Annotated in this window: 22 protein-coding genes; 3 read left to right on the top strand and 19 right to left on the bottom strand. The window is 46.3% G+C overall.

From position 1 onward, the window contains the following. Positions 1 to 30 precede the first annotated feature (30 nt). The 6 genes from LCF57_RS21590 to LCF57_RS21570 form a co-directional block, all read right to left on the bottom strand. Entirely contained in the window at positions 31 to 255 is a 225-nt protein-coding gene (locus LCF57_RS21590) for a hypothetical protein (protein ID WP_226002532.1), read from the bottom strand. Then, positions 248 to 1,477 (bottom strand): Ger(x)C family spore germination protein, encoded by a 1,230-nt coding sequence (locus LCF57_RS21585; RefSeq protein WP_318840745.1) that lies wholly within the window; start codon positions 1,475 to 1,477, stop codon positions 248 to 250. The genes LCF57_RS21590 and LCF57_RS21585 overlap by 8 nt, the downstream gene beginning before the upstream one ends. Next, positions 1,471 to 3,090 carry a spore germination protein gene (locus LCF57_RS21580; protein WP_226002530.1) on the bottom strand — a complete coding sequence of 540 codons (1,620 nt, stop codon included), beginning with the start codon at positions 3,088 to 3,090 and terminating at the stop codon, positions 1,471 to 1,473. Before LCF57_RS21580 ends, LCF57_RS21585 begins: the two co-directional genes overlap by 7 nt. Positions 3,091 to 3,479: 389 nt before the next feature. Next, entirely contained in the window at positions 3,480 to 3,746 is a 267-nt protein-coding gene (locus LCF57_RS28325; RefSeq protein WP_413232217.1) for a hypothetical protein, read from the bottom strand. Beyond that, the gene (locus tag LCF57_RS28320; protein ID WP_413232216.1) at positions 3,728 to 3,925 is read right to left on the bottom strand and encodes a hypothetical protein; all 198 of its coding nucleotides are present in this window, start codon (positions 3,923 to 3,925) and stop codon (positions 3,728 to 3,730) included. The genes LCF57_RS28325 and LCF57_RS28320 overlap by 19 nt, the downstream gene beginning before the upstream one ends. 405 nt (positions 3,926 to 4,330) lie before the next feature. Beyond that, the gene (locus LCF57_RS21570) at positions 4,331 to 4,501 is read right to left on the bottom strand and encodes a hypothetical protein (protein WP_226002529.1); all 171 of its coding nucleotides are present in this window, start codon (positions 4,499 to 4,501) and stop codon (positions 4,331 to 4,333) included. A 452-nt stretch (positions 4,502 to 4,953) separates the two neighbouring features. On the opposite strand from LCF57_RS21570, the gene LCF57_RS21565 reads away from it, so the two are divergent. Continuing rightward, positions 4,954 to 5,418 (top strand): hypothetical protein, encoded by a 465-nt coding sequence (locus LCF57_RS21565; protein ID WP_226002528.1) that lies wholly within the window; start codon positions 4,954 to 4,956, stop codon positions 5,416 to 5,418. Positions 5,419 to 5,745: 327 nt separating this feature from the next. Here LCF57_RS21565 and LCF57_RS21560 read toward each other — a convergent pair whose 3' ends face one another. From LCF57_RS21560 to LCF57_RS21545, 4 genes are all read right to left on the bottom strand, one after another. Beyond that, on the bottom strand, positions 5,746 to 6,063 hold the full coding sequence (locus tag LCF57_RS21560) for a hypothetical protein (protein WP_264083732.1): 318 nt from the start codon (positions 6,061 to 6,063) through the stop codon (positions 5,746 to 5,748). Positions 6,064 to 6,253: 190 nt separating this feature from the next. Then, the gene (locus tag LCF57_RS21555; protein WP_226002527.1) at positions 6,254 to 6,589 is read right to left on the bottom strand and encodes a hypothetical protein; all 336 of its coding nucleotides are present in this window, start codon (positions 6,587 to 6,589) and stop codon (positions 6,254 to 6,256) included. A 15-nt stretch (positions 6,590 to 6,604) separates the two neighbouring features. Then, positions 6,605 to 7,318: a pirin family protein gene (locus LCF57_RS21550; RefSeq protein ID WP_226002526.1), complete on the bottom strand. Its 714-nt coding sequence runs from the start codon at positions 7,316 to 7,318 to the stop codon at positions 6,605 to 6,607. 70 nt (positions 7,319 to 7,388) lie between these two features. Further along, positions 7,389 to 8,246: a LysR family transcriptional regulator gene (locus LCF57_RS21545; protein WP_226002525.1), complete on the bottom strand. Its 858-nt coding sequence runs from the start codon at positions 8,244 to 8,246 to the stop codon at positions 7,389 to 7,391. Positions 8,247 to 8,426: 180 nt separating this feature from the next. Here LCF57_RS21545 and LCF57_RS21540 point away from each other — a divergent pair, with 180 nt between their 5' ends. Then, a complete protein-coding gene (locus LCF57_RS21540) occupies positions 8,427 to 9,407 on the top strand; it encodes a DMT family transporter (protein ID WP_226002524.1) in 981 nt (326 codons plus the stop codon). Between the two features lie 93 nt (positions 9,408 to 9,500). Here the strand turns inward: LCF57_RS21540 and LCF57_RS21535 are convergent, their stop codons facing one another. The 6 genes from LCF57_RS21535 to LCF57_RS21510 all read right to left on the bottom strand — a co-directional run bounded on the left by LCF57_RS21535 (position 9,501) and on the right by LCF57_RS21510 (position 14,803). Then, complete coding sequence (locus LCF57_RS21535; protein WP_226002523.1) at positions 9,501 to 11,486, bottom strand: methyl-accepting chemotaxis protein; 1,986 nt, start codon at positions 11,484 to 11,486, stop codon at positions 9,501 to 9,503. A gap of 153 nt (positions 11,487 to 11,639) precedes the next feature. Further along, positions 11,640 to 12,047 carry a DoxX family protein gene (locus LCF57_RS21530; RefSeq protein ID WP_226002522.1) on the bottom strand — a complete coding sequence of 136 codons (408 nt, stop codon included), beginning with the start codon at positions 12,045 to 12,047 and terminating at the stop codon, positions 11,640 to 11,642. Positions 12,048 to 12,167: 120 nt separating this feature from the next. Continuing rightward, complete coding sequence (locus LCF57_RS21525) at positions 12,168 to 13,028, bottom strand: M56 family metallopeptidase (RefSeq protein WP_226002521.1); 861 nt, start codon at positions 13,026 to 13,028, stop codon at positions 12,168 to 12,170. A gap of 3 nt (positions 13,029 to 13,031) precedes the next feature. Then, a complete protein-coding gene (locus LCF57_RS21520; RefSeq protein WP_226002520.1) occupies positions 13,032 to 13,445 on the bottom strand; it encodes a BlaI/MecI/CopY family transcriptional regulator in 414 nt (137 codons plus the stop codon). A 147-nt stretch (positions 13,446 to 13,592) separates the two neighbouring features. After that, the gene (locus tag LCF57_RS21515; RefSeq protein WP_226002519.1) at positions 13,593 to 14,432 is read right to left on the bottom strand and encodes a response regulator transcription factor; all 840 of its coding nucleotides are present in this window, start codon (positions 14,430 to 14,432) and stop codon (positions 13,593 to 13,595) included. Further along, positions 14,408 to 14,803, bottom strand: a complete 396-nt coding sequence (locus LCF57_RS21510) for a Fur family transcriptional regulator (RefSeq protein WP_152379750.1) — start codon at positions 14,801 to 14,803, stop codon at positions 14,408 to 14,410. The genes LCF57_RS21515 and LCF57_RS21510 overlap by 25 nt, the downstream gene beginning before the upstream one ends. 186 nt (positions 14,804 to 14,989) lie before the next feature. Here LCF57_RS21510 and LCF57_RS21505 point away from each other — a divergent pair, with 186 nt between their 5' ends. Next, complete coding sequence (locus LCF57_RS21505) at positions 14,990 to 15,331, top strand: hypothetical protein (protein WP_226002518.1); 342 nt, start codon at positions 14,990 to 14,992, stop codon at positions 15,329 to 15,331. Between the two features lie 133 nt (positions 15,332 to 15,464). Here the strand turns inward: LCF57_RS21505 and LCF57_RS21500 are convergent, their stop codons facing one another. Genes LCF57_RS21500 through LCF57_RS21490 form a run of 3 tightly spaced genes read right to left on the bottom strand, consistent with a single transcriptional unit; the run spans position 15,465 to position 19,457 of the window. Beyond that, positions 15,465 to 16,577 (bottom strand): GerAB/ArcD/ProY family transporter, encoded by a 1,113-nt coding sequence (locus tag LCF57_RS21500; protein WP_226002517.1) that lies wholly within the window; start codon positions 16,575 to 16,577, stop codon positions 15,465 to 15,467. Positions 16,578 to 16,603: 26 nt separating this feature from the next. Beyond that, on the bottom strand, positions 16,604 to 17,845 hold the full coding sequence (locus LCF57_RS21495; protein WP_226002516.1) for a Ger(x)C family spore germination protein: 1,242 nt from the start codon (positions 17,843 to 17,845) through the stop codon (positions 16,604 to 16,606). Next, positions 17,823 to 19,457, bottom strand: a complete 1,635-nt coding sequence (locus tag LCF57_RS21490) for a spore germination protein (protein ID WP_226002515.1) — start codon at positions 19,455 to 19,457, stop codon at positions 17,823 to 17,825. The genes LCF57_RS21495 and LCF57_RS21490 overlap by 23 nt, the downstream gene beginning before the upstream one ends. Positions 19,458 to 19,538 lie beyond the last annotated feature (81 nt).

The raw sequence follows: 19,538 nt of genomic DNA, 5'->3' as shown, positions 1-19,538 counted from the left end.
CCTCCTTTTCCTACTGGCATCTTACGCTCGTTACAACGCAGGAGGGAGCCATATATCAATGAAACGGCTTAGCCATGTGGCCACATAAACGGAACTCTTTGTCGAAGTTCCATAGATCCAGATCCCAATGCTAATGGCATATAATACGATTGAGACCCAACGATTGACAGAAGGTGCGGATTTTAGACTTTTACGGTCAATCAGATACATAAAAAGCATAGCCAGTACCAACGGTAACAAAAATACTTTATTCATTTTGGATCTGCTCCTTTTTGATCCCGAATGGTTTGGTGATCGCCCCGACATTCTCAATATGCACAATTGGATCTATGGTGACCTCTACCTTGGGATACAGCTGTTCCCATCGAGGTTTAATCCGTTTCCATTCATCAGGAAGATTCATAATGATAGCCCGGCCCAAACCAAGTATGTCTGAATGATATTTTTGCTGAATAACCCGGACAGCCTCACCCAACTCTTTCTTGATTTCTTCGGCAACTTGCTGCTCCAGCCACTTCAAATTTTCCTCATTGGATATATCAAAAGTGGTCTCATCCTCCCTTACATTCCCGTTGCAGTTCAGACGAATGCTCATTCGAATATCATCCCCCTGAATATGAGGCTTGATATGGACGTTATTTTCGATGAGATGAACGGATATATAACCAGCACCTTTAGGAGGGGGGATGAATATCTCCGTATCCTTGGCCTGCTCCATACCCAATAGCAGAAACCGGCTTAGATGGTTATCAATAATTCCCGTTACTCTGTCTTTGCGAAAGACAGCCAGCCCATCCACCTGAATATTCGTCTTCTTGTCTTTTATATTGGCGGGACCATTTTTCACGAGAGACATCACCGGCACAACCGGGTCAATTCCATCCATCAGGATTGAATTCATCAACAGCTTAATGGAGCGGGGTTTCTTCATATATGAAAAGTTGAGCTCACGCACCATCTCTGCTGGATATTGCTCAATCGGCGCATCCGCCTGCAGCACATCCATGGCTGATCCCTTCGTGATGACAACCAGTGAAGACAGACGGTTCTGCGGAATACGCGCCAATACATCCATAAATTTGCTGATCCCCTCACGTGCCAGCGCCTCGCCGAATAATAGTACCCGTCGATGGGAGAAATTCAGCGTTCGTGAAACTCCCCGCTGCTCCTCGGCGCTTGCTCCCCGAAAGCTTGGGCCTGTCTTGGACACCAGATAATAGGATTTTGTTCCGCTTGTACCTCCCCCACCTCCTGTGTTTCCCGAAGAACCGAGCTGTCCGGGAAGAGCAATTTGCATCGTTACACGGTATTGATCTCCTTCCTTATCCAACCCGGTACCCATTACAAAGGCCACATCGTTCACTTCACGACGATCCCAGCATCCCCCCAAAAGAACAGAACAAAGCAACAAACAACTGAGCACAGCCGCTTTACGTACTTTCCCTGCATCAGACGCTTTGGACTTCTTCATCACCATCCCTCCTCGGTTGTGGGCGTTCCATTCATCTTTTTCTTCGCTCGTTTGTTGTTGTCTTTTCTAACCCAGGAAGGTCGACTGGTCAATTTCCACCATGGCGCACGAACGACGATATCCTTTTGGTCCATGTGATTGTACGGGCTATACCCGCTCATGTAAGGCACACCAAACGACGTTAGCTTAGTTAAATGTGTAGCAATCAGTGTGGTTGCGATAATGACTCCAAACAATCCGAATACCCCCGCCATCAGCATGATCGGGAACCGTAACAGGCGGACCGTAATGGCAAAGTTAAAACGCGGAATCGTAAACGAAGCAATCCCCGTGAGGGACACAACAATAACGATGGGAGCCGATACGATTCCTGCTTGTACGGCTGCCTGCCCGATAACAAGCGCCCCGAGGATACTGACAGCCTGACCTACTGTTTTGGGGAGGCGAATCCCTGCTTCCCGTAACGCCTCAAAGGAAATCTCCATCATCAACGCTTCCACCAGGGCGGGGAACGGGATGGACTCACGCGCCGCCGCGATACTCAAGATGAGTGTCGTCGGCAGCATATCCTGATGATAGGTCGTGACCGCTACATATAATGCGGGCAAAAAGAGCGCTAATATGAGAAAAAGAAACCGAATCCAGCGCACCATATTACTGATGAAAAAACGCTCGTAATAGTCTTCGCTCGCCTGCATCATCATCCACATCGTGACTGGACCAATCAGGGCGAAGGGCGTCCCGTCCACAAAAATGGCAAAGCGCCCTTCCAATAATTCCGCGGTGACAGTATCGGGTCGTTCCGTGTATTCCATTTGCGGAAACGGGGAAAACGGGTGGTCCTCAATCAACTCCTCAATGTATCCCGTATCCAGCACACCATCAATTTTGATATCGCTGAGCCTTTTTTTTACATCATCTACTAGCTTCGGATCGATAATCCCCTCGATATAGCTAAGGACGATGCTCGTTTGGGTTTCTTTCCCGATGGTCATGCTGAGCATCTTGAGCTTGGAGGTTTTCAGCTTGAATCGCAGCAAGGCTGTATTCACCCGAAGGGTCTCGGTAAATCCTTCACGCGGTCCACGAATAACCGCTTCGGTCTGAGGCTCCTCCACCCCACGGCGGACGCCTCCCTTAGCACTGAAGATATACGCTCGAGACTTACCGTCTACGAACAAGGCGGCATTGCCGTCCAGTATCGCCGCCGAGACCGTTTTCCATTGATCCATCGTTTTGGTCTGGGACATGGAAATCCGAGTTTCATCCAGCGGGTCCAATGTACCGTTTACCTCAGGGTCCTTGAGCATCATGCCTAAAATGAAAGGCCGCAGGATATGATCCTGCAAATCCTCCGATTTCACCGTACCTTCAACATAAGCCAATAACCCTTTGTGTTCAGGTGAAATCATCAGCTCTCGGTAGACGATATCAGAACAATCCTTGAAAATATCACGCAATGCAGTCAAGTTGTCTTCCAGGCTGCCCCGCAACGGCTGTTCCAGCCAGGATGGTTCAGGCAATCCTTTAAGAGCATTGGTATTTTGGGACTTACGATCTGCGGCCGGAATCGCTCGCCGGCTCCATGGTAATCTTGGCAACTTGGGTCCTTTCCTCATCGTTATTCCCCCTCTACGAATAAGCCGAACAGGTATATGACATGTAGGATTACCAGCCTGCAAAGGATTATGTATCCAACAAGCTCAAAAAGAAGACTCCAGTTCCACTTCAAGGTGGTTTTGGAGTCTTCTTTTTGAGCTTAAAAGTTACCTATTGCGCCACCTGCGCAGTCGGATGGTGCTTCCCATCGCCACCGTCCTGCTTGCACAGCACCATTCCGCCTACTTCGTTTTTGTGTTCATTTTTCGAGTTTAGATTATATGACAAAAAGAGTGCTTCTGGATCTCTCCAAAAGCACTCTGCTGATTCTCAATTCCTTAGACTATCCAAGTTGAGCATAACCCTTCAACCATATCATAAATTGTTTAAGTAGACATAGTTACGACAATCAATAATAAAATAATTTATATTTTTTTCCTTTACTAACTAAAGTTTCGTAATTTGAATGAGCTTGAACGTCTGCAAATTCATTAAATTGCTCAAATAATCTTATGCACCTAATAAAAAAAGCTTCTTTATTAATGGCTAATGATTTAGATAAAACGTCTAACAAATATTTAAATCCAATTGAGTATCTACCTCTATTTAAGTAATATTTAGCTAATTCATATTTAAAACGCGTAGATTGTTCTGGTACTACTTGATGAGTATACATATCAGCAGATGGTTGCTGTTTGGTAATAAATTAATCTCCGTTTCAAAACGCCGAAGTATGTTATCTACATCAATCTGATATCGGTTAGCAGCAAGCATTACGTTCAACAGCTTAGTAACCATTTCTTTGTCGGCCTCATTAGTTGTTACAGCAATGCATTCAACATAATCGTTTAGCACACTTATATCTCCAGACAGGAGTTTATTAACGTAAATATTACATTTCGCCCAATCTTTATACTGTTTGATCCAATATAAAGTATCTTCGTCCGTCTCTTTTACCCCCTATTAATGCCTGCAATATGCCCGAATTACGTTAGGCTCACCCCTCTTGTTTTAGGTATCTGTCTAATTCCGCCCGAATCGTAGGTGTATGCTTCATGTCATATCCATCCTTCATATAAAAATCCTAAAATTTTTATATTATTGCATTTTATTTTTCCCTAAAATTAACCATATATAATATTATATGAAATTTATGTTATGTATCACATTTTTTGCAAAATATGCTGATCATCTAAAAAGCTATTCGGTGAGTAATATGATAATTCATTCAACAAAAAAATTCCCACCGACCAATTAAGGTTAGTGGGAATTTTGATTATTTCTTTTTTCGGAATTATTTTTATTTTTTTTCTCAGCAATAAGTAAGCCTAACAGCTTATACCCCCTGTACAATAGTCCAATTAAAAGCACTCCACCAGCAATAGAAACAAGAATAATTAACATATTAAGTATAACTAGAAATAATTCCAAAATGACACCTCCTCTAAAAAGAAGATTATAGACATGCAGGATTACAATAATGGCATGCGTAAACGTAACCCCCCATCGGCATAGCCAGTAGGGTGTCATTATGCTTCTATACATACAGTTTTCTTCTAAAAATTCACATAACAATAAGCTAAATAGGTATTTACTCCTATATAAATTTTATTCTTCATAATTACAAATATAGCTGAAATATAACAGTAGGTGGGATTCTAATGAGGAATTAATGAGCCTAGATTTAGTAACATAATCAGTAACCGTCGAGACACTGCTTTGCTGCTCCGGACAGTGACGTGGATTACACAATACTTATCTGTTCAGTTACGATGATTTTAGAGTAAATAATAACCCGATGATAAACAGACATGCCTTTTAAAAAGAGAATAAAAAACACCTAGATATCTAAAAGCGGGAACAACTTGAGAGGATGAATATGAATGAGAAATAAATGGTTTTCAATTTTATTAATGGCAATCATTACTGTAGTCACCATTCTTCCTAGTTATCCTGAAACGGTTTCGGCAGATACCTACCATGTAGGCCAAACATGGGAAGTTAGAGATGGAGAAACGTCTTACACCTTTGACCTAGGAGATCCTGGAGTTCCGCGAAATATGTATAGCATAAAGAGTGTATTCAATGCGGAGACAGAAAATACAGGAGCTGATCCCGAATGGGTTTCCCTGTACTATTCTCAGGATGGAGTAAAATGGTACTTAGAGGATTCGACACCGTTGCATTATGATAGATATGATGGTGTTTACACTATTCCTTGGACTATATACAAGAGTAAACACCCAGAAGTGAGCCATATCCGATACGTTAAGATAGAAGCTGACTCATGGCAGGTGTCTATCAAAAACATTCGCTTAGAAGTAGTGGACAGATCTGTAGCTTGGTAGTTGTACTATCGAATTATAAAAATGTAAATATAAAGCGCCTCTTTAAAATTCATTGTGAATGATCAGGAGGCGCTTTATTCTCAAGGAAAAACTGCCAGCTGATTCAGCAAATTACTGACTCTACTAATGTTTACGATTATTCAAGCTCATCATTACCCGTAACTCCAGCCGACTTCCCATCCACATAAGCCTCGGCCAAGATGTACGAAATCACCGCCTCAAATACACCGATTACAACAGTTACTTGGATATCGTATTGCTATCCGCTCCAAAAATAGTGAGCACAGCAACACTCCACATTTCAGATTATACAACAGTTCTATTGCTCTATTCAGTAGATGCAGGTGCTTGAACAGCTTCTGCCGATGCTGAAATAGACTCAGGATCAGACTGCGCCTTGGCAGGAACAACGGGCACCACCTCTGCCGTAGCCTGGGCCAAGAAATCATTAAGCTTTGCAGCCAGACCAGATACAGCCTCTTTAGCAGCCGCCTGTGCTACATCCTCTGATAGCTGTGTTTCAGCGATGGATACAGCCTTTGTCTTAGCTTTATACTCTAGATATGCCTTCTCAATCGCTGCTTGAAGCTCTACGACTGACACTGTAATGCCTTGTTCGGCAAGTCGCAGTGTAACATACTGCAAAGCCTCCTGAAGCTTGCTTGTAATAAACGATGCCGAAAAGGGATGGATTAAGCATTGACTTTTATCGCCATCACCCCTTCCAATCCTTTTTCGACAAATTTTGAGGTGTGAAGGACCCGGGGTTTTTATGTGAGCTTCACATTCGCACCTAACCGGGACAGCCCTTCAAAAATTCAATATAAAAAAAGGATTAATCTCCCCAATACTCCTCGGGATGGTATTCAATCTCAGAACCAGCTTCGAGCGTAAGCTCACCTGTCTGATCATTATATTTTACGCTTTCCGGGGTAACGTAGTACCAATGCTTCACAATAGATTGTTCCTCCGGCGTTACAAAACGAAATACGTTCAGTTCCTCGCTATATCGTACAATCGTCTCTGCCGTCTCACGCGGCAGCTCTTGAATCGTAAAGCGAAAGAGGCCATCCGTCGTATCCAAACGACAATCGAAAACCTGCTTACGGCTGTCAGCAAAGCTACGACCCGTGACGGCATGCTTGATCAGCCAAGTTTCGTGCTGCGCCATTGCGCATACCCCCTTTTAAGGTAAATCGATCAGCATATAAAATACGGGCTCCTGTGCCTCCAGTGACAGCTTGGGCTCCTGCTCAATCCGGGCCGAATCACGCCCTTGCAGAATATGTTCACCGTTCACACGCAGAGAGCCTTCGATGATGAACAAGAACACACGTCGTCCCTCAGCTTGTATGAATTCTACACGCTCTCCAGACTGAAGTTTGCTTAAATAAATCGTCAAATCCTGATGGATTGTAGCTATTTCACCCTCTGTGTCTGGCACAAGCTTTCCGGCAACAACAGGCAAAAGCTGGCCGTGCAATCGCTCAGGGTTGAACGCTGTAGCCTCATAAGATGGCTCCAGCCCTCTCGTGTGCGGGCTAAACCACAATTGCAGCAAGCTGACATCCTCCGTTTGCGAAGCGTTGTGCTCCGTATGGATGATGCCGCGGCCCGCTGACATTCGCTGAATGCCTCCAAAACGGGTCACCGCCACATGTCCACGGTTGTCCTCATGACGCAGCTCTCCATACAGCACGATGGAGACAATCTCCATGTCACTGTGCGGATGCGCCCCAAAGCCTCTTCCCGGTGCGATGACATCGTCATTACAGACGCGCATAGGACCAAACGCTGTATTGTTCTCATCCTGATACTCCGCGAATGAAAAGCTGTGACTTCCCCGCAGCCAGCCCTTATCGAAGCTGAATCGGGAAGCAGCCGGATATATTGTGAACATAATAGCCCTCCTTCAGGAAGTAAAAATGAGATCAAATCCTTTTCATTGTACCCGAGCCCAAGCGATAAAGCTACGCCTGTATCTGAGCGACAATTTCATCGATAAAGGACTGCAAAGTACTGGTAACATAGGCTTCCTTACGACGGATAAACACCGTTGTCACTTCATTGTACGGCTCTGGAAGCGCATGACAATGTACATGTCCCTGGGCCTTCAGCCCGCTGATCGAAGACTCGGGGAAAACGGTCATTCCGATACCAGCCGCCACGCTGCCGACAATCGTCTCAAACGTCCCAAACTCCATAATCTGCTTGGGGATAATCCCCTCCATCTTGAGCCAGGTTTCCAGCCGCTCCCGGTACCCGCACCCCTTTTTATATAAAAGAAGCGGGCGGGTTGTAATATCCTCTATGGAAAAGTCATCTCCCTGGGAAACGAGGACCAGCTTTTCCTGAAAGACATCGAACTGTTCAATGAGGGGATGCTTCACCGGTCCGGTCACAAAGGCTCCATCCAGCCTCATTTCTGCAACCTCCTGTACCAGATGCTCTGTAACCCCGGCCTTGAGGGACAACTCAACATCGGGGTAGTGGCTGTAGTAAGCATGCAAAATCGAAGGTAATGCAACCACCGTCTCTACAATGCCAATCTCCAGCACCCCCGAAGGTGCAGAGGTGCTCTGAAACGCATGCTTCATCTCCTCAAATTGCGACAAAATGCTTTTCGTATATTGCAGCAGACGCTTTCCCTCCGCATTGAGGATCATGCCCCGCTTATGTCTATAAAATAAAGGCGTTTGCAGCTCCTTTTCCAGCAGCTTGATTCTGGCCGTCACATTGGACTGAACATAGCTAAGCTCGGCTGCCGCCTTGCTGACACTGCCATGAGCGGCTACGGTCTGGAAAATGTTTAAATCGTTCAAATCCACAGCTGCTCCCCCTTAAATATGAAGGGCAAGACCGTCGAAATTGACGCGCCTTGTCACTTATGATCATTTTAAATGATTATAATGTTTATTTTCAATCATTTTACCATCAGCTTTCCATCCTTTATGATGTGTCCATAAGATATGTCCGCTGAGACCGGCAAGGAGGAGCTTTTTTTCACCATGAATAGACAAATAATGACCGGATCTTTGTTGTGCCTGATCGCCAGTATGTCCTGGGGGGCCATGTTTCCGGTTTCGCACATTGCCTTACAACAAGTCAATCCGCTGTACTTTTCATTTTTACGTTATTTCTCGGTTACGCTCATACTGATCGTGCTGTTGTGGCTCAAAGAGGGACGAGCTGCTTTTCGCTTTGAGGGCAAGGGCAAGACATTGCTGTTCTTCGGTACGATGGGATTTACCATTTATAATATGGCCGTTTTCCAGGGACAACACTGGATGGGAGCAGCAGGTACCATTGTGGCTTCTATTATGGAAGTTTTGATGCCGATGATCTCGATTGCGATGATATGGGTCATGACCCGTAAAATGCCTCCGAAATATACGCTAATCAGTATGGTGATTGCGTTGGCTGGGGCAATACTTGTGATCACGAACGGAAAATGGACCTTCTTCACGCTTGCCGGGCAGCATTTGCTGCCGCTGCTGCTCATTTTTGCAGGGGTCGTCGGATGGGTCGTGTATTCCATGGGAGGCAGCCACTTTGCAGGCTGGTCCACTCTTCGCTATTCGACCTTAACCTGCCTGCTCGGAACCCTTGTTTCCTTCGTCGTCGTCACGGTCTCCTCTGCCTTCCATTGGATTACAGTGCCGGATTGGCAGGATGTATGGTCAGTCAAATACGAAATGAGCTTTATGATTCTGCTTCCAGGACTTGCAGCCTTGCTGAGCTGGAATGCCGGAATTCGAAAGCTGTCTCCATTGAACGGGATTTTATTTATTAACTTTGTCCCGATTACTACGCTGGTACTCATGTATTTTCAAGGCTATACGATCAGCCAATTCGAGCTGTACGGAACATTTCTGGTCATCTTCGCACTGGTGCTGAACAATATGGTTCAGAGAGGTTCTCTACGCACCACCAGCAGAACACGCCGGATCCGTGTCCGTCTGAATCGGCCCAAGTCATTCCAAAGATAGTACCTATCTATATGAGCCATATACTGTGGCAAAAAAGCATAAAAGCGCATGGACAAGGAGGTAACCCCCTGTATCCATGCGCTTTTTCATTTATTATTTTTCTCCGACCCGGAAGCGTCCAACCAGCTCACGCAGCTCCTCAGCCATTTGGCTCAAATCCGCTGAGGAAGAAGCAATTTCCTCGATAGAAGCAAGCTGCTGTTCGGCTGCGGCCGAGATCGACTCGGTGTTGCCCGCTGCCTCATTCGAAATAAGGGAAATGTCGCTCATAATACTCACGACATCTGCGGCACCGTGGGCCATTTCCTGTGTCACTTCGGTAATGTCATCGATATGCCCCATCGCTCGTTCCACAGCCTGGCTGATTTCCGCAAAGGATTGCTCAGATGTGCTTACTGAATCAATGCCTTCTGTAACCCGTGTCCGCGCTTGATGCATAGCCGTCAAAGCGTGGTCCATATCTATCTGCATCGCCTCAATACGCTCTGAAATCAAGGTCGCCGATTTTGCCGATTCCTCGGCCAGCTTGCGTACCTCCGTAGCAACCACAGCAAAACCTTTGCCTTGATCGCCAGCGCGTGCCGCCTCAATGGACGCATTCAGCGCCAGCAAGTTCGTTTGCTTGGCAATACCGGATATGACACTGATGATATTTCCAATTTCGCCGGAGCGTTCATTCAGGGAATCCATCGCATGTCCGAGATCGTTAACGGTCTCGTCGATATCATGCATCTTTTGTACAGCACGCGTAGCTGCTTTGCTGCCTGCTTGCGCAGACTCGGCGTTTCTTTTCACCTGTTCAGATACGCCCACCATACGCTCCGATACGTTCACTGCCTGCTGAGCAAGCTCCTCCATACTTACAGAGCCATGTTTGACGCTTTGAAGCTGACGCTCGCTGCCCACTGCTACTTCCTGAATAGCTATGGTTACATGCTCAATGGCTTTGGTCGTCTGATCTGCGCCCGCAGCCAACTCCTCTGCCGAAGTGCTTACCCGATCTGTAGTTTCGTGTACGCTTCGAATCATCATACGCAAGCTATCTACCATCGTTTGGAAGTGGGAAGACAACTGACCAACCTCATCGGTTTTTCCCGTTTCCAAATCGCCTGTCAAATCTCCCTCACTGATCTGCTCTGCCGACTTTTGTAGTCTGCGGATCGGTACCAAAACGGAACGAGTAATCAGGAAAATCGCAATTGTTGCAATTACCAACGAGGCTGCCAACACGAAAATGGTTACGTAACGCATGGCAGCGGTGGCATCGCTAATCTCGGATTGATAGAAGGTGCCTGCAATTTTCCAGCCGGTATCCTGATTCGTTACATAGGTCAAATATTTTTCATGATCTTCATACACATAGTTAAAGTTTCCGCTCGGTGATTTATACATCTTATCAATAAAACTTTCCTGAGAAGATGAACCCGGTTGGGCCGTAGGGTGGACCACAAATTTTTTCGTATGATCCAAAATAATGATATACCCCTCCTGCCCCACTTTGATGGAAGCCAGCTTACGTACACTTTCCAGATTCAGGGAGATTCCGATAACCCCGGACTGGTCGGAGAGCGTTCGAGATACCACGACAACAGGAATACCCGAAGAATTGATTAGGACAGGAGTGATGGCCACCTTACCGGGCTGCTTCATGGCTTCGATGTACCAGTCCCGCTTGCGGGGATCATATGTACCTTCGTTCTCTTTGGGCCCCCCCCGGATCATCAAGCCCTCTGGTGTACCGACAAAAATATCGTTCGCATCTTCGTGCAAGCCTTTGTACTGGATCAGCTTGGGCTGAATCAACGGGCTGTTTCGACCATCAATCATCGAACCGTCGAGCCGGTCCGCCAAATATTTCACATCTTTGATTTTACTGGCGATTGCATATTCAATAATGGAGTTGGCCGTGGCTACCCCCTGATTTGCACTGCTGTGAAGTTGTTTCTCCATAGCATTATATGATGATCTATAGGTCGCGATGGATATACTTAAGCTTGGTAACAACAAGACAAGCAGAAAACCTAAAATCAGCTTGTTCCTGAGTGTCCAAATGGTCGTTCTCTTTCGCATTTTTTCCATGTATTTTTCCCCTTTACTTGAAAAGCTATGTTTTGAATTACACTCAATGGAAGTTATATCGGTCAAATACAGCAAATGATTTACAGCTATTTTTCATAAATGGGCAAAATAAAAAACCGCGCCCTGAGACTAGGGACGCGGTTATATGAACATTTAGACCTGCACGTTACTGCTTTCAGACTTTTTACGGCCAAACAACTGATCTACCGCCAGAAAGCGTCCACCAACAAGTGCTTGCTGAAGACTAGTGAACAGAAGCAGTAGATCAAATTCAATCGAGCCAAAAGGCTGTCCTTTTTTAGCAGTCAGTAATACACCGATCATAACGATGGTCAATGCTGCTCCGGCAAGTCGTGTTCCGATACCCAGGACCAGTGCAATACCGCCAACCAGCTCAACGGTAGCGACCACAGGAGCCAGCCAACCAGGAAGTCCGATACTTTGGAAGAAGCCGGCGGTTCCGTCCAGTCCCTGAAATTTTTGTGAACCGTGAACAATGAAAATAACCCCTGTAAAGATTCGTACCAATAGTAATCCAATATTCGTAAGTGTTTGATTCATATGCTCATCTCCTTTTAAGTTGTATACAGATTGGGTGGACAACACTACAAATCGTAGTGTACTGTGCATCAATAATCGGTAGCGCGTAAAGCGCCACCCATTAGGATATATTTTGCCAAACTACATTAACGCCAGTGCAAACATAAGCGTCAGCATCACTAGTACATAGCTGGAAAACATAATCGAACGCCAAGGCATTTGAATGATCGGCTCTTGCTGAGGGTCTAGAATACGTGAAATACGATAATTAATGGATGTTTCAGCAAAAGAGGAACAGGCAACGGAATTTACCAGGCGGGTATTAGCAGGCGTCATACTCAGAAGCTTGAGCAATGCGCTCCCAATCCCCACCGGCGAACCGGTTCGATGAATCGCTTCGTTGTCAGCCAAAATTTCACGGGCTATCTTATAATGGTTGGTAATATGACGCAGTACCGGCAGATAGAACAGCAATGTGGCGCACATTTGCAGCAGCCATGTCTTCAAAGGATCATAATGTTTCATATGATACGCTTCATGGTATACGACAGCCTCCTCCTCTTGTTTGTCCAGTACAGACAGCAATGCGGAGGATAATACAATGCGCGGCTTCCATAATCCCATGGTGAAGGCGGCAGGCTTGGCATAATCAATGACCCAAATCCGGTCAGCTCCGAGTTCACGATAACGTTCGCCCAGTGCTTCCGTCAGCGGCAGATCACGCATTCGGTGCAGTCTGCGGAAAACCGCCCGCGTGGCCATACACTGTCGGATCGCTTCGCCCCCGGCGATGCCGAAGGTAAGGAAGACGAGCCCGCTAAGTGCATCCACCATGTAGCCGATTCCGTAATTTTGCAACAGACTTCTGCAAATTTGAAACACGTTAAAATTCAATTCCCAGCCGAAAACGTGCTGCCCGGCGTACATACCCATCTGTATAAGGGCGAAACCCGAAATCAAGGCGCCTGCTGTAAACAGTAATTTAGAACGTGTTTTCCACATCGTCTACATATCCTTTTTCCATTGTTTAATTTTTTGTTCCAGACGTTCGATCAGCACAGGATCGGCCACCTCCAGAGCATCAATCATATGATTGACGGCGAGTGGACCAAATTCATCCACCAATTCGTGACTCAACTCCTTGGACTGTTCGTCCATGAACTCTTCCCTGCTGAGAACCGGCCGATATAAAGACGTTCTTCCACGGACACTCTTACTCAGTATTCCCTTTTCCACCAAACGGTTCATAACGGTCATTACCGTATTGAAGTTAAAGTCACGATCCCCCTCCAAGGCGGTCTGCACTTCTTTGATACTCCGATCCGAAGTGGACCATAAAATATCCATGATTTTGGCTTCCAGAGGTCCGAAAAAACGGTTAAGTCCAGTTTCGCCAGCTTTAAAATTCAGTCGTTTCATAAGAAGCACCTCACACTACCGATTGTAGTGTATGTATCCTGATAAAGTCAACCGTCACATCTAGTGTCAGTTTCTTCAAGGAATTCATATATCTCCGCCGAATGTCTCTCATCCGGCGGAAATTCATCAGCTTAGATGACCTTCAGTTCAATCGGCCAATCTGTAGCCTACACCTCTTACAGTCGCAATATATTCAGGCTCGGCAGGCCGGTCGTCCAGCTTCTTGCGCAAGCTTTTGACATGTACGTCCACAACGTTGCTGCCGCCTACAAAATCCGTCTCCCAGATATCGTGCATCATTTGCTCACGAGAGATCACTTTGCCTTGAGCATCAATCAGCTTCAACAGCAAATCATATTCTGTTTTGGTCAAACTCAATTGTTTTTCTTCTTTATATACGAGCATTTTGCCACGGTCAATCCAAATATCCTTGAACACGGTACGACGGCTGGTCTGCTCGGCCTGGCGGGAAGTTGCCGGATGACGTACAATCATCCGTTCGATATCATGCACCATGTGATTGGAAACCAGCGGCCATACCAGAACCTCTTCGGAAGGAAGCAGCTCATGCGCTCGTACAGCCAACCGATCCTGAACCACGTACATGACGGGAGTTCCTTTCATATGCTCTGCTGCAAGACGATTGCGGAAATCCAGCAACTCACTACGCGTATCGGTAGCAGTCAAATCGTAAATCAGCAGATCGCTTCCCAAATGGCGCTGCACTTCTGGCTCCCAGCGATGGAACACCATCACATCAAAGCACGCGTCTGACAACGTACGTACCAAACCATGAACTACACCCGGAACCGAGCTGATCAGAACGAGGCGACGGGTGGTCGGGCAATACAACGGCTCATTGGAAGGAACCGTCTGTAACGCAGGAGCAGAAGGATCGGATAATATCGTTGTCCAGCTCCCCTTCACCCGTGTAGGCATCTCAGCTGCTTTGAAACGATTCGTTATTTGATTCGCTTGCTTTGGCATTCCTTACACACTCCTCCGAATACGACATGGGCATGGGCAATGTTATATCCCGTTTCATGCGCAACCGTCTCGATCCAATCGTGTGGAACCTCGCTCATCACTTCATCTACCCGTCCACATACCTGACAAATAATATGCTGATGATCATCCATCCGTCCGTCATAACGACTGGCAGCTTCCCCCAGCTTCAGCTCGCGGATTAATTCCTTATCGGTTAAATAACGCAGCGAATTATATACCGTTCCATAGGCCAGATTATACCCGCGCTCCATTAACCGATTCATGACATCGGCCGCAGTAGGATGATCGTGGGCCTCACGAACCACATCATACACCGCTTGGCGCTGTGAGGTTAAATTTAAAGTTCTCATACCGCATCTCCCTTAGCTAATGCAGATTATATTTATTATCAACTAGTAATCACAACAACATTTTAATTTAGAATAAGTATAAATCTTAATTTATTTTAAGTCAATGGGATCGGATAAATTAGACCACTTTGCAACACAATGTATACATGTAATACGCTCTAGCTCATACACACGGGGGGATATTTGATGAAAATACTTTGGATATTCACACTCTTTATGATACTCATGCTCGGAACCAATCTACTGGTGAACTGGTTATTTGGTATTCATCATCCTTGGGAGCCTATTTCATTGGCTTTTCGCACCATGCGACCATCGGAATATATCGTCCTGGCAGGAATGCTCCTTTTGCTCTTTGTAACCGCGGGCAAAAAGCAAATAGGAAACGCATGTCAATTCCTTTTCTCACGATGGTCACGTTTTCTGAGAGTTCCCTCTTCTAACTCTGCTTCTGCGCACCAGAGTAATCAGAAAGAACAGAAAAGGGAAAATGCAACAAATACTTCAAATCCTAGCCAGAGAACATAAATTACACATATAACCTATCAGAAAGGTAACGTATTACCGAACAATTTACGGACATCGGTGCTCAATGTTTGGCCGGGAAATATTTCTGCCGTGTAGGTATAACTGATGTATGTTTTGTTGGCAAAACGTTGACTCACGACGCATTCTCCTCTCTTTTTTTATTCCGGGTCTTTTTCAGCCATGACACGATAAGCAGCAAGAAAGGAAAAAACACGGCAAATATCGGAAACAGCCATTTCAGCACAAACTCGCCTATTACAAGATGGTGTTGATAGCTCAGAGCCATCAATACGCAAGAAACGAGCATGATCAGCCCAAATGGCAGGAGCAATTTACGGTAAGATATTCTTAATACATCCTCCGCAGCCTTAACCGCCGCATAATAGAAGATGAAGATTTTGAAAAAATCAAAAATAATAACGGTCATGACTCCAATTACATCGATCCTGTCGATAAAATCGGATATTTCTACCTTACTGATCATCGAGAGCAGTGGGTAATTCGCCCGTTTGAACACGTTCTCTCCCAGTGCAAGCACATTGGACAATGTAACAACAGACAGGAGCAGCCCCCCCAACAATACAGCGGTCACCCCTACCCCATTGGCACGGTAGCCCTTTTTTAATGTGGGGAGGATCATAGCAAACGTAACCATCTCGCCGTACGGGAGCATCACGGCTTGCGAATAAACAACTTGCCATATCGGCTGCCAGCCATGCTCGGCTATGGGCAATATATTGCCCACATCCACAATGCCTGCCAACAAAATCAATATATTCGTAGCCAGTCCCAGCAGCAGCAGCAAAATCAACATGATGATGGCCGTCCGGCCTGCAACCTCGATTCCCAGATGCATCACATACATCACAAGTCCAATCATCAAGGCACAGATGACTGTCAACGGCGTATGCTGAAGTGTCCGGTCGGCAATTAGGATCCCCGTGTCCCGAAGATCCCGTGCTCCGCCGTAAAGAAAAAACACGATATATAAAAAAGCAAGCGCACTCCCTGCTTTCTTGCCCAAAAGGGTTCTGCAGTACTGCGTCATGAGCAAGTCGGGAAAGCGTCGGTGAAGGCTGCCATAGCATACAAAAAGCATTGCCCCAAAAACCGTGGAAATGAGGATGGCGATCCATGCATCCTTACCCGCATTCCTTCCGGGAATAGACATCATGGATGTGCCCATCTCAAACAGCACCATAAGAGAGATCATCTCTTTTGTACCTATCCGTATCTCTTTTTTCATGGCCTTCCCTCCTTGTTCTATTTTCACTATTCTGATTCTCCCTTGGAATACGGGTTAGTCCGCGACTGCGTGTGTTTCAGCACAGAAGTCACTTGAATACGGACGGTGCTTTCCGCAAAATAACGGCTCCATTCGGAAGAGAGTTTTTTCCATTTTTTAGGATGACTCCTCTCCAGCGCAAGGCCGAAGCCTATTACATCGCTGCGGGTACGCTGAACCTCCCTGACTGTTGAAGTGATCACTTTTTTCGTCTCCTCTGTCCATTGCTCCTGCAATCTTTTCATCGCCTCCTGACTTTGCAAGTTAATCGGGCACTCGGCTTCCTGTACCGCCCCGGTCTGTTTTAAGTTAATCACAAAAACAGGCTCCCCTTGCTCCATCTGAGTGTGTATATTGGTTGCAGAGAACAAGGTTTCGATGCCAATAGTTTCCCCATTCTTACCGCAGTTCAATGTTGTTTGGGCACTTTTTACCTTGTTGTTGATCATAGACAGTCCAATGGCCTGTTCATCGTTCAACCAGCGGACAAGCCGGTCCTTTTGGAACACCCCCATTCCGTTAATATGAACAATTGCTTTCGGTAAAATATTGTCCACATTGTTCTTGCTTGGGGCCTGCTCCAAATTCCCATCGACCTCTACGCCCGTCAGCACAGGACCGCCACCCTTATTGGACATGCTGCGAATGACATCGTCGATAGTCACCGTGTAATCCCCGGCATACAAACGCTCCGATGTTTCCAGCTTTCCTGAAATATCATTGGCGGGAATACGGCCGATCGCGGTCATGATTGCCAGCACATCCTTCCCAGTATTACCGCGTGCCACCATCATTTTCACCGGCAGCCGGATTTCTGTAGATCTTTCCAGAAAATCCATCGTATCGCCGATTCCAGCCCGTGCCAGCTTTTCTCCAATAACGACCAGTCTGGTATGCGCCAGAGAAATGATCCGCGAAACCCTTTGTGAAGCTCTACGGATCGCTTGAAACAGATTCTTGCCCTTTTCCTGGAACAAGACGACAGGGGTGGCTCCTCTCGCTTTAGCTCCGGCTATTTCATCTGCCACGATTACCTGCAGGGAAACCACATAGCCCGACTCCCCATCCTCATCAATACCTATAGCCGCTACTACTGCTCTCTGGTTCAGCTCCACGGAATCCCAACAGCCAGATAGAAGAGGCATCAATAACAGCCCCGTCAAACTCAGAATCCACACTCTCCACTTGAGGGTTATTGTTCTCCGTTCATTCCCCTTCCCCTGATGCACCCTGAACGCCCCCCTCCTGCATCGGTGAAGTTTTATTGGAAGGGGAAATTCCGCTTCCATCCTTCATTCGTTTCTGATTCGTAGATGCGATACTTTTAGGACGTTTCCGCATCATCCAAAATGGGAGCCGCAATACGGCATCCTTTTGACTCTCCAGCACGAAGGGACTGAAAGGGGCCATGTAGGGCACCCCAAAAGAACGCAGGCTGTTCATATGGGCGATCAGCGCAATCAACCCCAATGTAATGCCATACAGGCCCATAATCGCCGCCAATATCATAAAAACAAACCTGAACAGTCTCCCGGCCACCGCCATGTTATAAGCCGGAATCGCGTAGCTGGCAATCCCTGTAAGTGCTACTACTATCGTGAGCAGCGGGGTGACGATTCCTGCCTCCACAGCCGCTTGTCCCAATACAAGCGCACCGATGACAGATACGGTCTGTCCACCCACACGCGGCATTCGAATACCTGCTTCACGCAGGATTTCAAAGGTGATCTCCAAAATAAACGCCTCCAGAAAAGCCGGAAAAGGAACGGATTCCCGCTGTGCCAGTATGCTGATGAGTAGTGGGGTCGGTATCATTTCATAATGATACGTCGTTAAGGCAATGTAGAGTGAAGGTCCCAAAATCAGAATAATAAAGCTGATATACCGGATGAGTCGGACGACAGTCGCCATATCATAACGCTCCGAATAATCCGAAGAACTCTGAAAAAATTGGGAAAATACGGTAGGCATCACCAGTACGAATGGATTTCCATCCACAATGAGTGCCACCCGTCCCTCCATGATGTTGCTGCTGATCGTATCCGGTCTTTCTGAGTTATAGATCGTTGGAAATGGTGTAAGATTGTTGTCCTGTATCATCTCTTCCACCATGCCGGCTTCGAATATTGCGTCAATATTGATGGATTTTACCCGTTGACGAACTTCATCTACGACACTTGCATCTGCAATATTCTTCATATACAGTATGGCCACATTCGTGAGGGACGTGCTTCCCACTTTGAATATTTCCATCGTAAGATCGGAGCTTTTAATACGTCGGCGTACAAGAGAGATATTCGTGAACAGGGATTCCACAAATCCGTCCTTCGGTCCCTGGACGGCAGACTGTGTGGAAGGCTCGTTGACCGCCCGCACCTCTCCTCCACGTGTGCCGCACGCAATGGCCTTTTTACAGCCCTCCAGTAAAATAATCGTATCTCCCATCAAGAGCTGTTCCATCATGGAATTCCAATCTTCACATTCCTTCACTTCACCAAGTTCAAGTGCATGGCCCTGTATCCGATTGTAGAGCCCTTCCGCACTTTCTGTCTCAGCAGCCACCTCGGCGGATGGGCGGCTAAGCAATGATTTCATGACGAGTTCATTCACTGTATCCGTCTTGGCCATACTGTCCAAAAATACAATTGCGGCAGGAACGTCCGCTTTCAATCCCAGACTAAAGCGACGAATCAGAAAATCTGGGCTGTTTGACGTCAACTCCTTAATTTGCTGCAAGTTGGTTTCCAAATGGGCTTCAATCCTTAAAAAACGCGGGGAATTGCCATTATTCTTGTCCGCAACCGACTTTTTATTATGTTTGCGATAGGGATAGCGAATCATGAGCAAACCTCATCTCCAGAGTGGCAGTCCACGGACACCACTTCTTTTTCCTAATTCTTGTATGTTTGGAGTATGCTCAAT

Origin of the sequence: Paenibacillus sp. BJ-4, assembly GCF_020404765.1 — a bacterium.
GTDB lineage: Bacteria > Bacillota > Bacilli > Paenibacillales > Paenibacillaceae > Paenibacillus.
This window is presented reverse-complemented; position numbering and strand designations above follow the sequence as displayed.

Excerpts from the sequence above, each read along its gene's own strand:
- LCF57_RS28325 (WP_413232217.1), bottom strand. The coding sequence starts at position 3,746 with ATGTATACTCATCAAGTAGTACCAGAACAATCTACGCGTTTTAAATAT.
- LCF57_RS21555 (WP_226002527.1), bottom strand. The coding sequence starts at position 6,589 with ATGGCGCAGCACGAAACTTGGCTGATCAAGCATGCCGTCACGGGTCGT.
- LCF57_RS21590 (WP_226002532.1), bottom strand. The coding sequence starts at position 255 with ATGAATAAAGTATTTTTGTTACCGTTGGTACTGGCTATGCTTTTTATG.
- LCF57_RS21580 (WP_226002530.1), bottom strand. The coding sequence starts at position 3,090 with ATGAGGAAAGGACCCAAGTTGCCAAGATTACCATGGAGCCGGCGAGCG.
- LCF57_RS21565 (WP_226002528.1), top strand. The coding sequence starts at position 4,954 with ATGAGAAATAAATGGTTTTCAATTTTATTAATGGCAATCATTACTGTA.
- LCF57_RS21525 (WP_226002521.1), bottom strand. The coding sequence starts at position 13,028 with ATGTGGAAAACACGTTCTAAATTACTGTTTACAGCAGGCGCCTTGATT.
- LCF57_RS21490 (WP_226002515.1), bottom strand. The coding sequence starts at position 19,457 with ATGATTCGCTATCCCTATCGCAAACATAATAAAAAGTCGGTTGCGGAC.
- LCF57_RS21535 (WP_226002523.1), bottom strand. The coding sequence starts at position 11,486 with ATGGAAAAAATGCGAAAGAGAACGACCATTTGGACACTCAGGAACAAG.
- LCF57_RS21530 (WP_226002522.1), bottom strand. The coding sequence starts at position 12,047 with ATGAATCAAACACTTACGAATATTGGATTACTATTGGTACGAATCTTT.
- LCF57_RS21540 (WP_226002524.1), top strand. The coding sequence starts at position 8,427 with ATGAATAGACAAATAATGACCGGATCTTTGTTGTGCCTGATCGCCAGT.
- LCF57_RS21510 (WP_152379750.1), bottom strand. The coding sequence starts at position 14,803 with ATGAGAACTTTAAATTTAACCTCACAGCGCCAAGCGGTGTATGATGTG.
- LCF57_RS21505 (WP_226002518.1), top strand. The coding sequence starts at position 14,990 with ATGAAAATACTTTGGATATTCACACTCTTTATGATACTCATGCTCGGA.
- LCF57_RS21585 (WP_318840745.1), bottom strand. The coding sequence starts at position 1,477 with ATGGTGATGAAGAAGTCCAAAGCGTCTGATGCAGGGAAAGTACGTAAA.
- LCF57_RS21520 (WP_226002520.1), bottom strand. The coding sequence starts at position 13,445 with ATGAAACGACTGAATTTTAAAGCTGGCGAAACTGGACTTAACCGTTTT.
- LCF57_RS21500 (WP_226002517.1), bottom strand. The coding sequence starts at position 16,577 with ATGAAAAAAGAGATACGGATAGGTACAAAAGAGATGATCTCTCTTATG.
- LCF57_RS21550 (WP_226002526.1), bottom strand. The coding sequence starts at position 7,318 with ATGTTCACAATATATCCGGCTGCTTCCCGATTCAGCTTCGATAAGGGC.
- LCF57_RS21515 (WP_226002519.1), bottom strand. The coding sequence starts at position 14,432 with ATGCCAAAGCAAGCGAATCAAATAACGAATCGTTTCAAAGCAGCTGAG.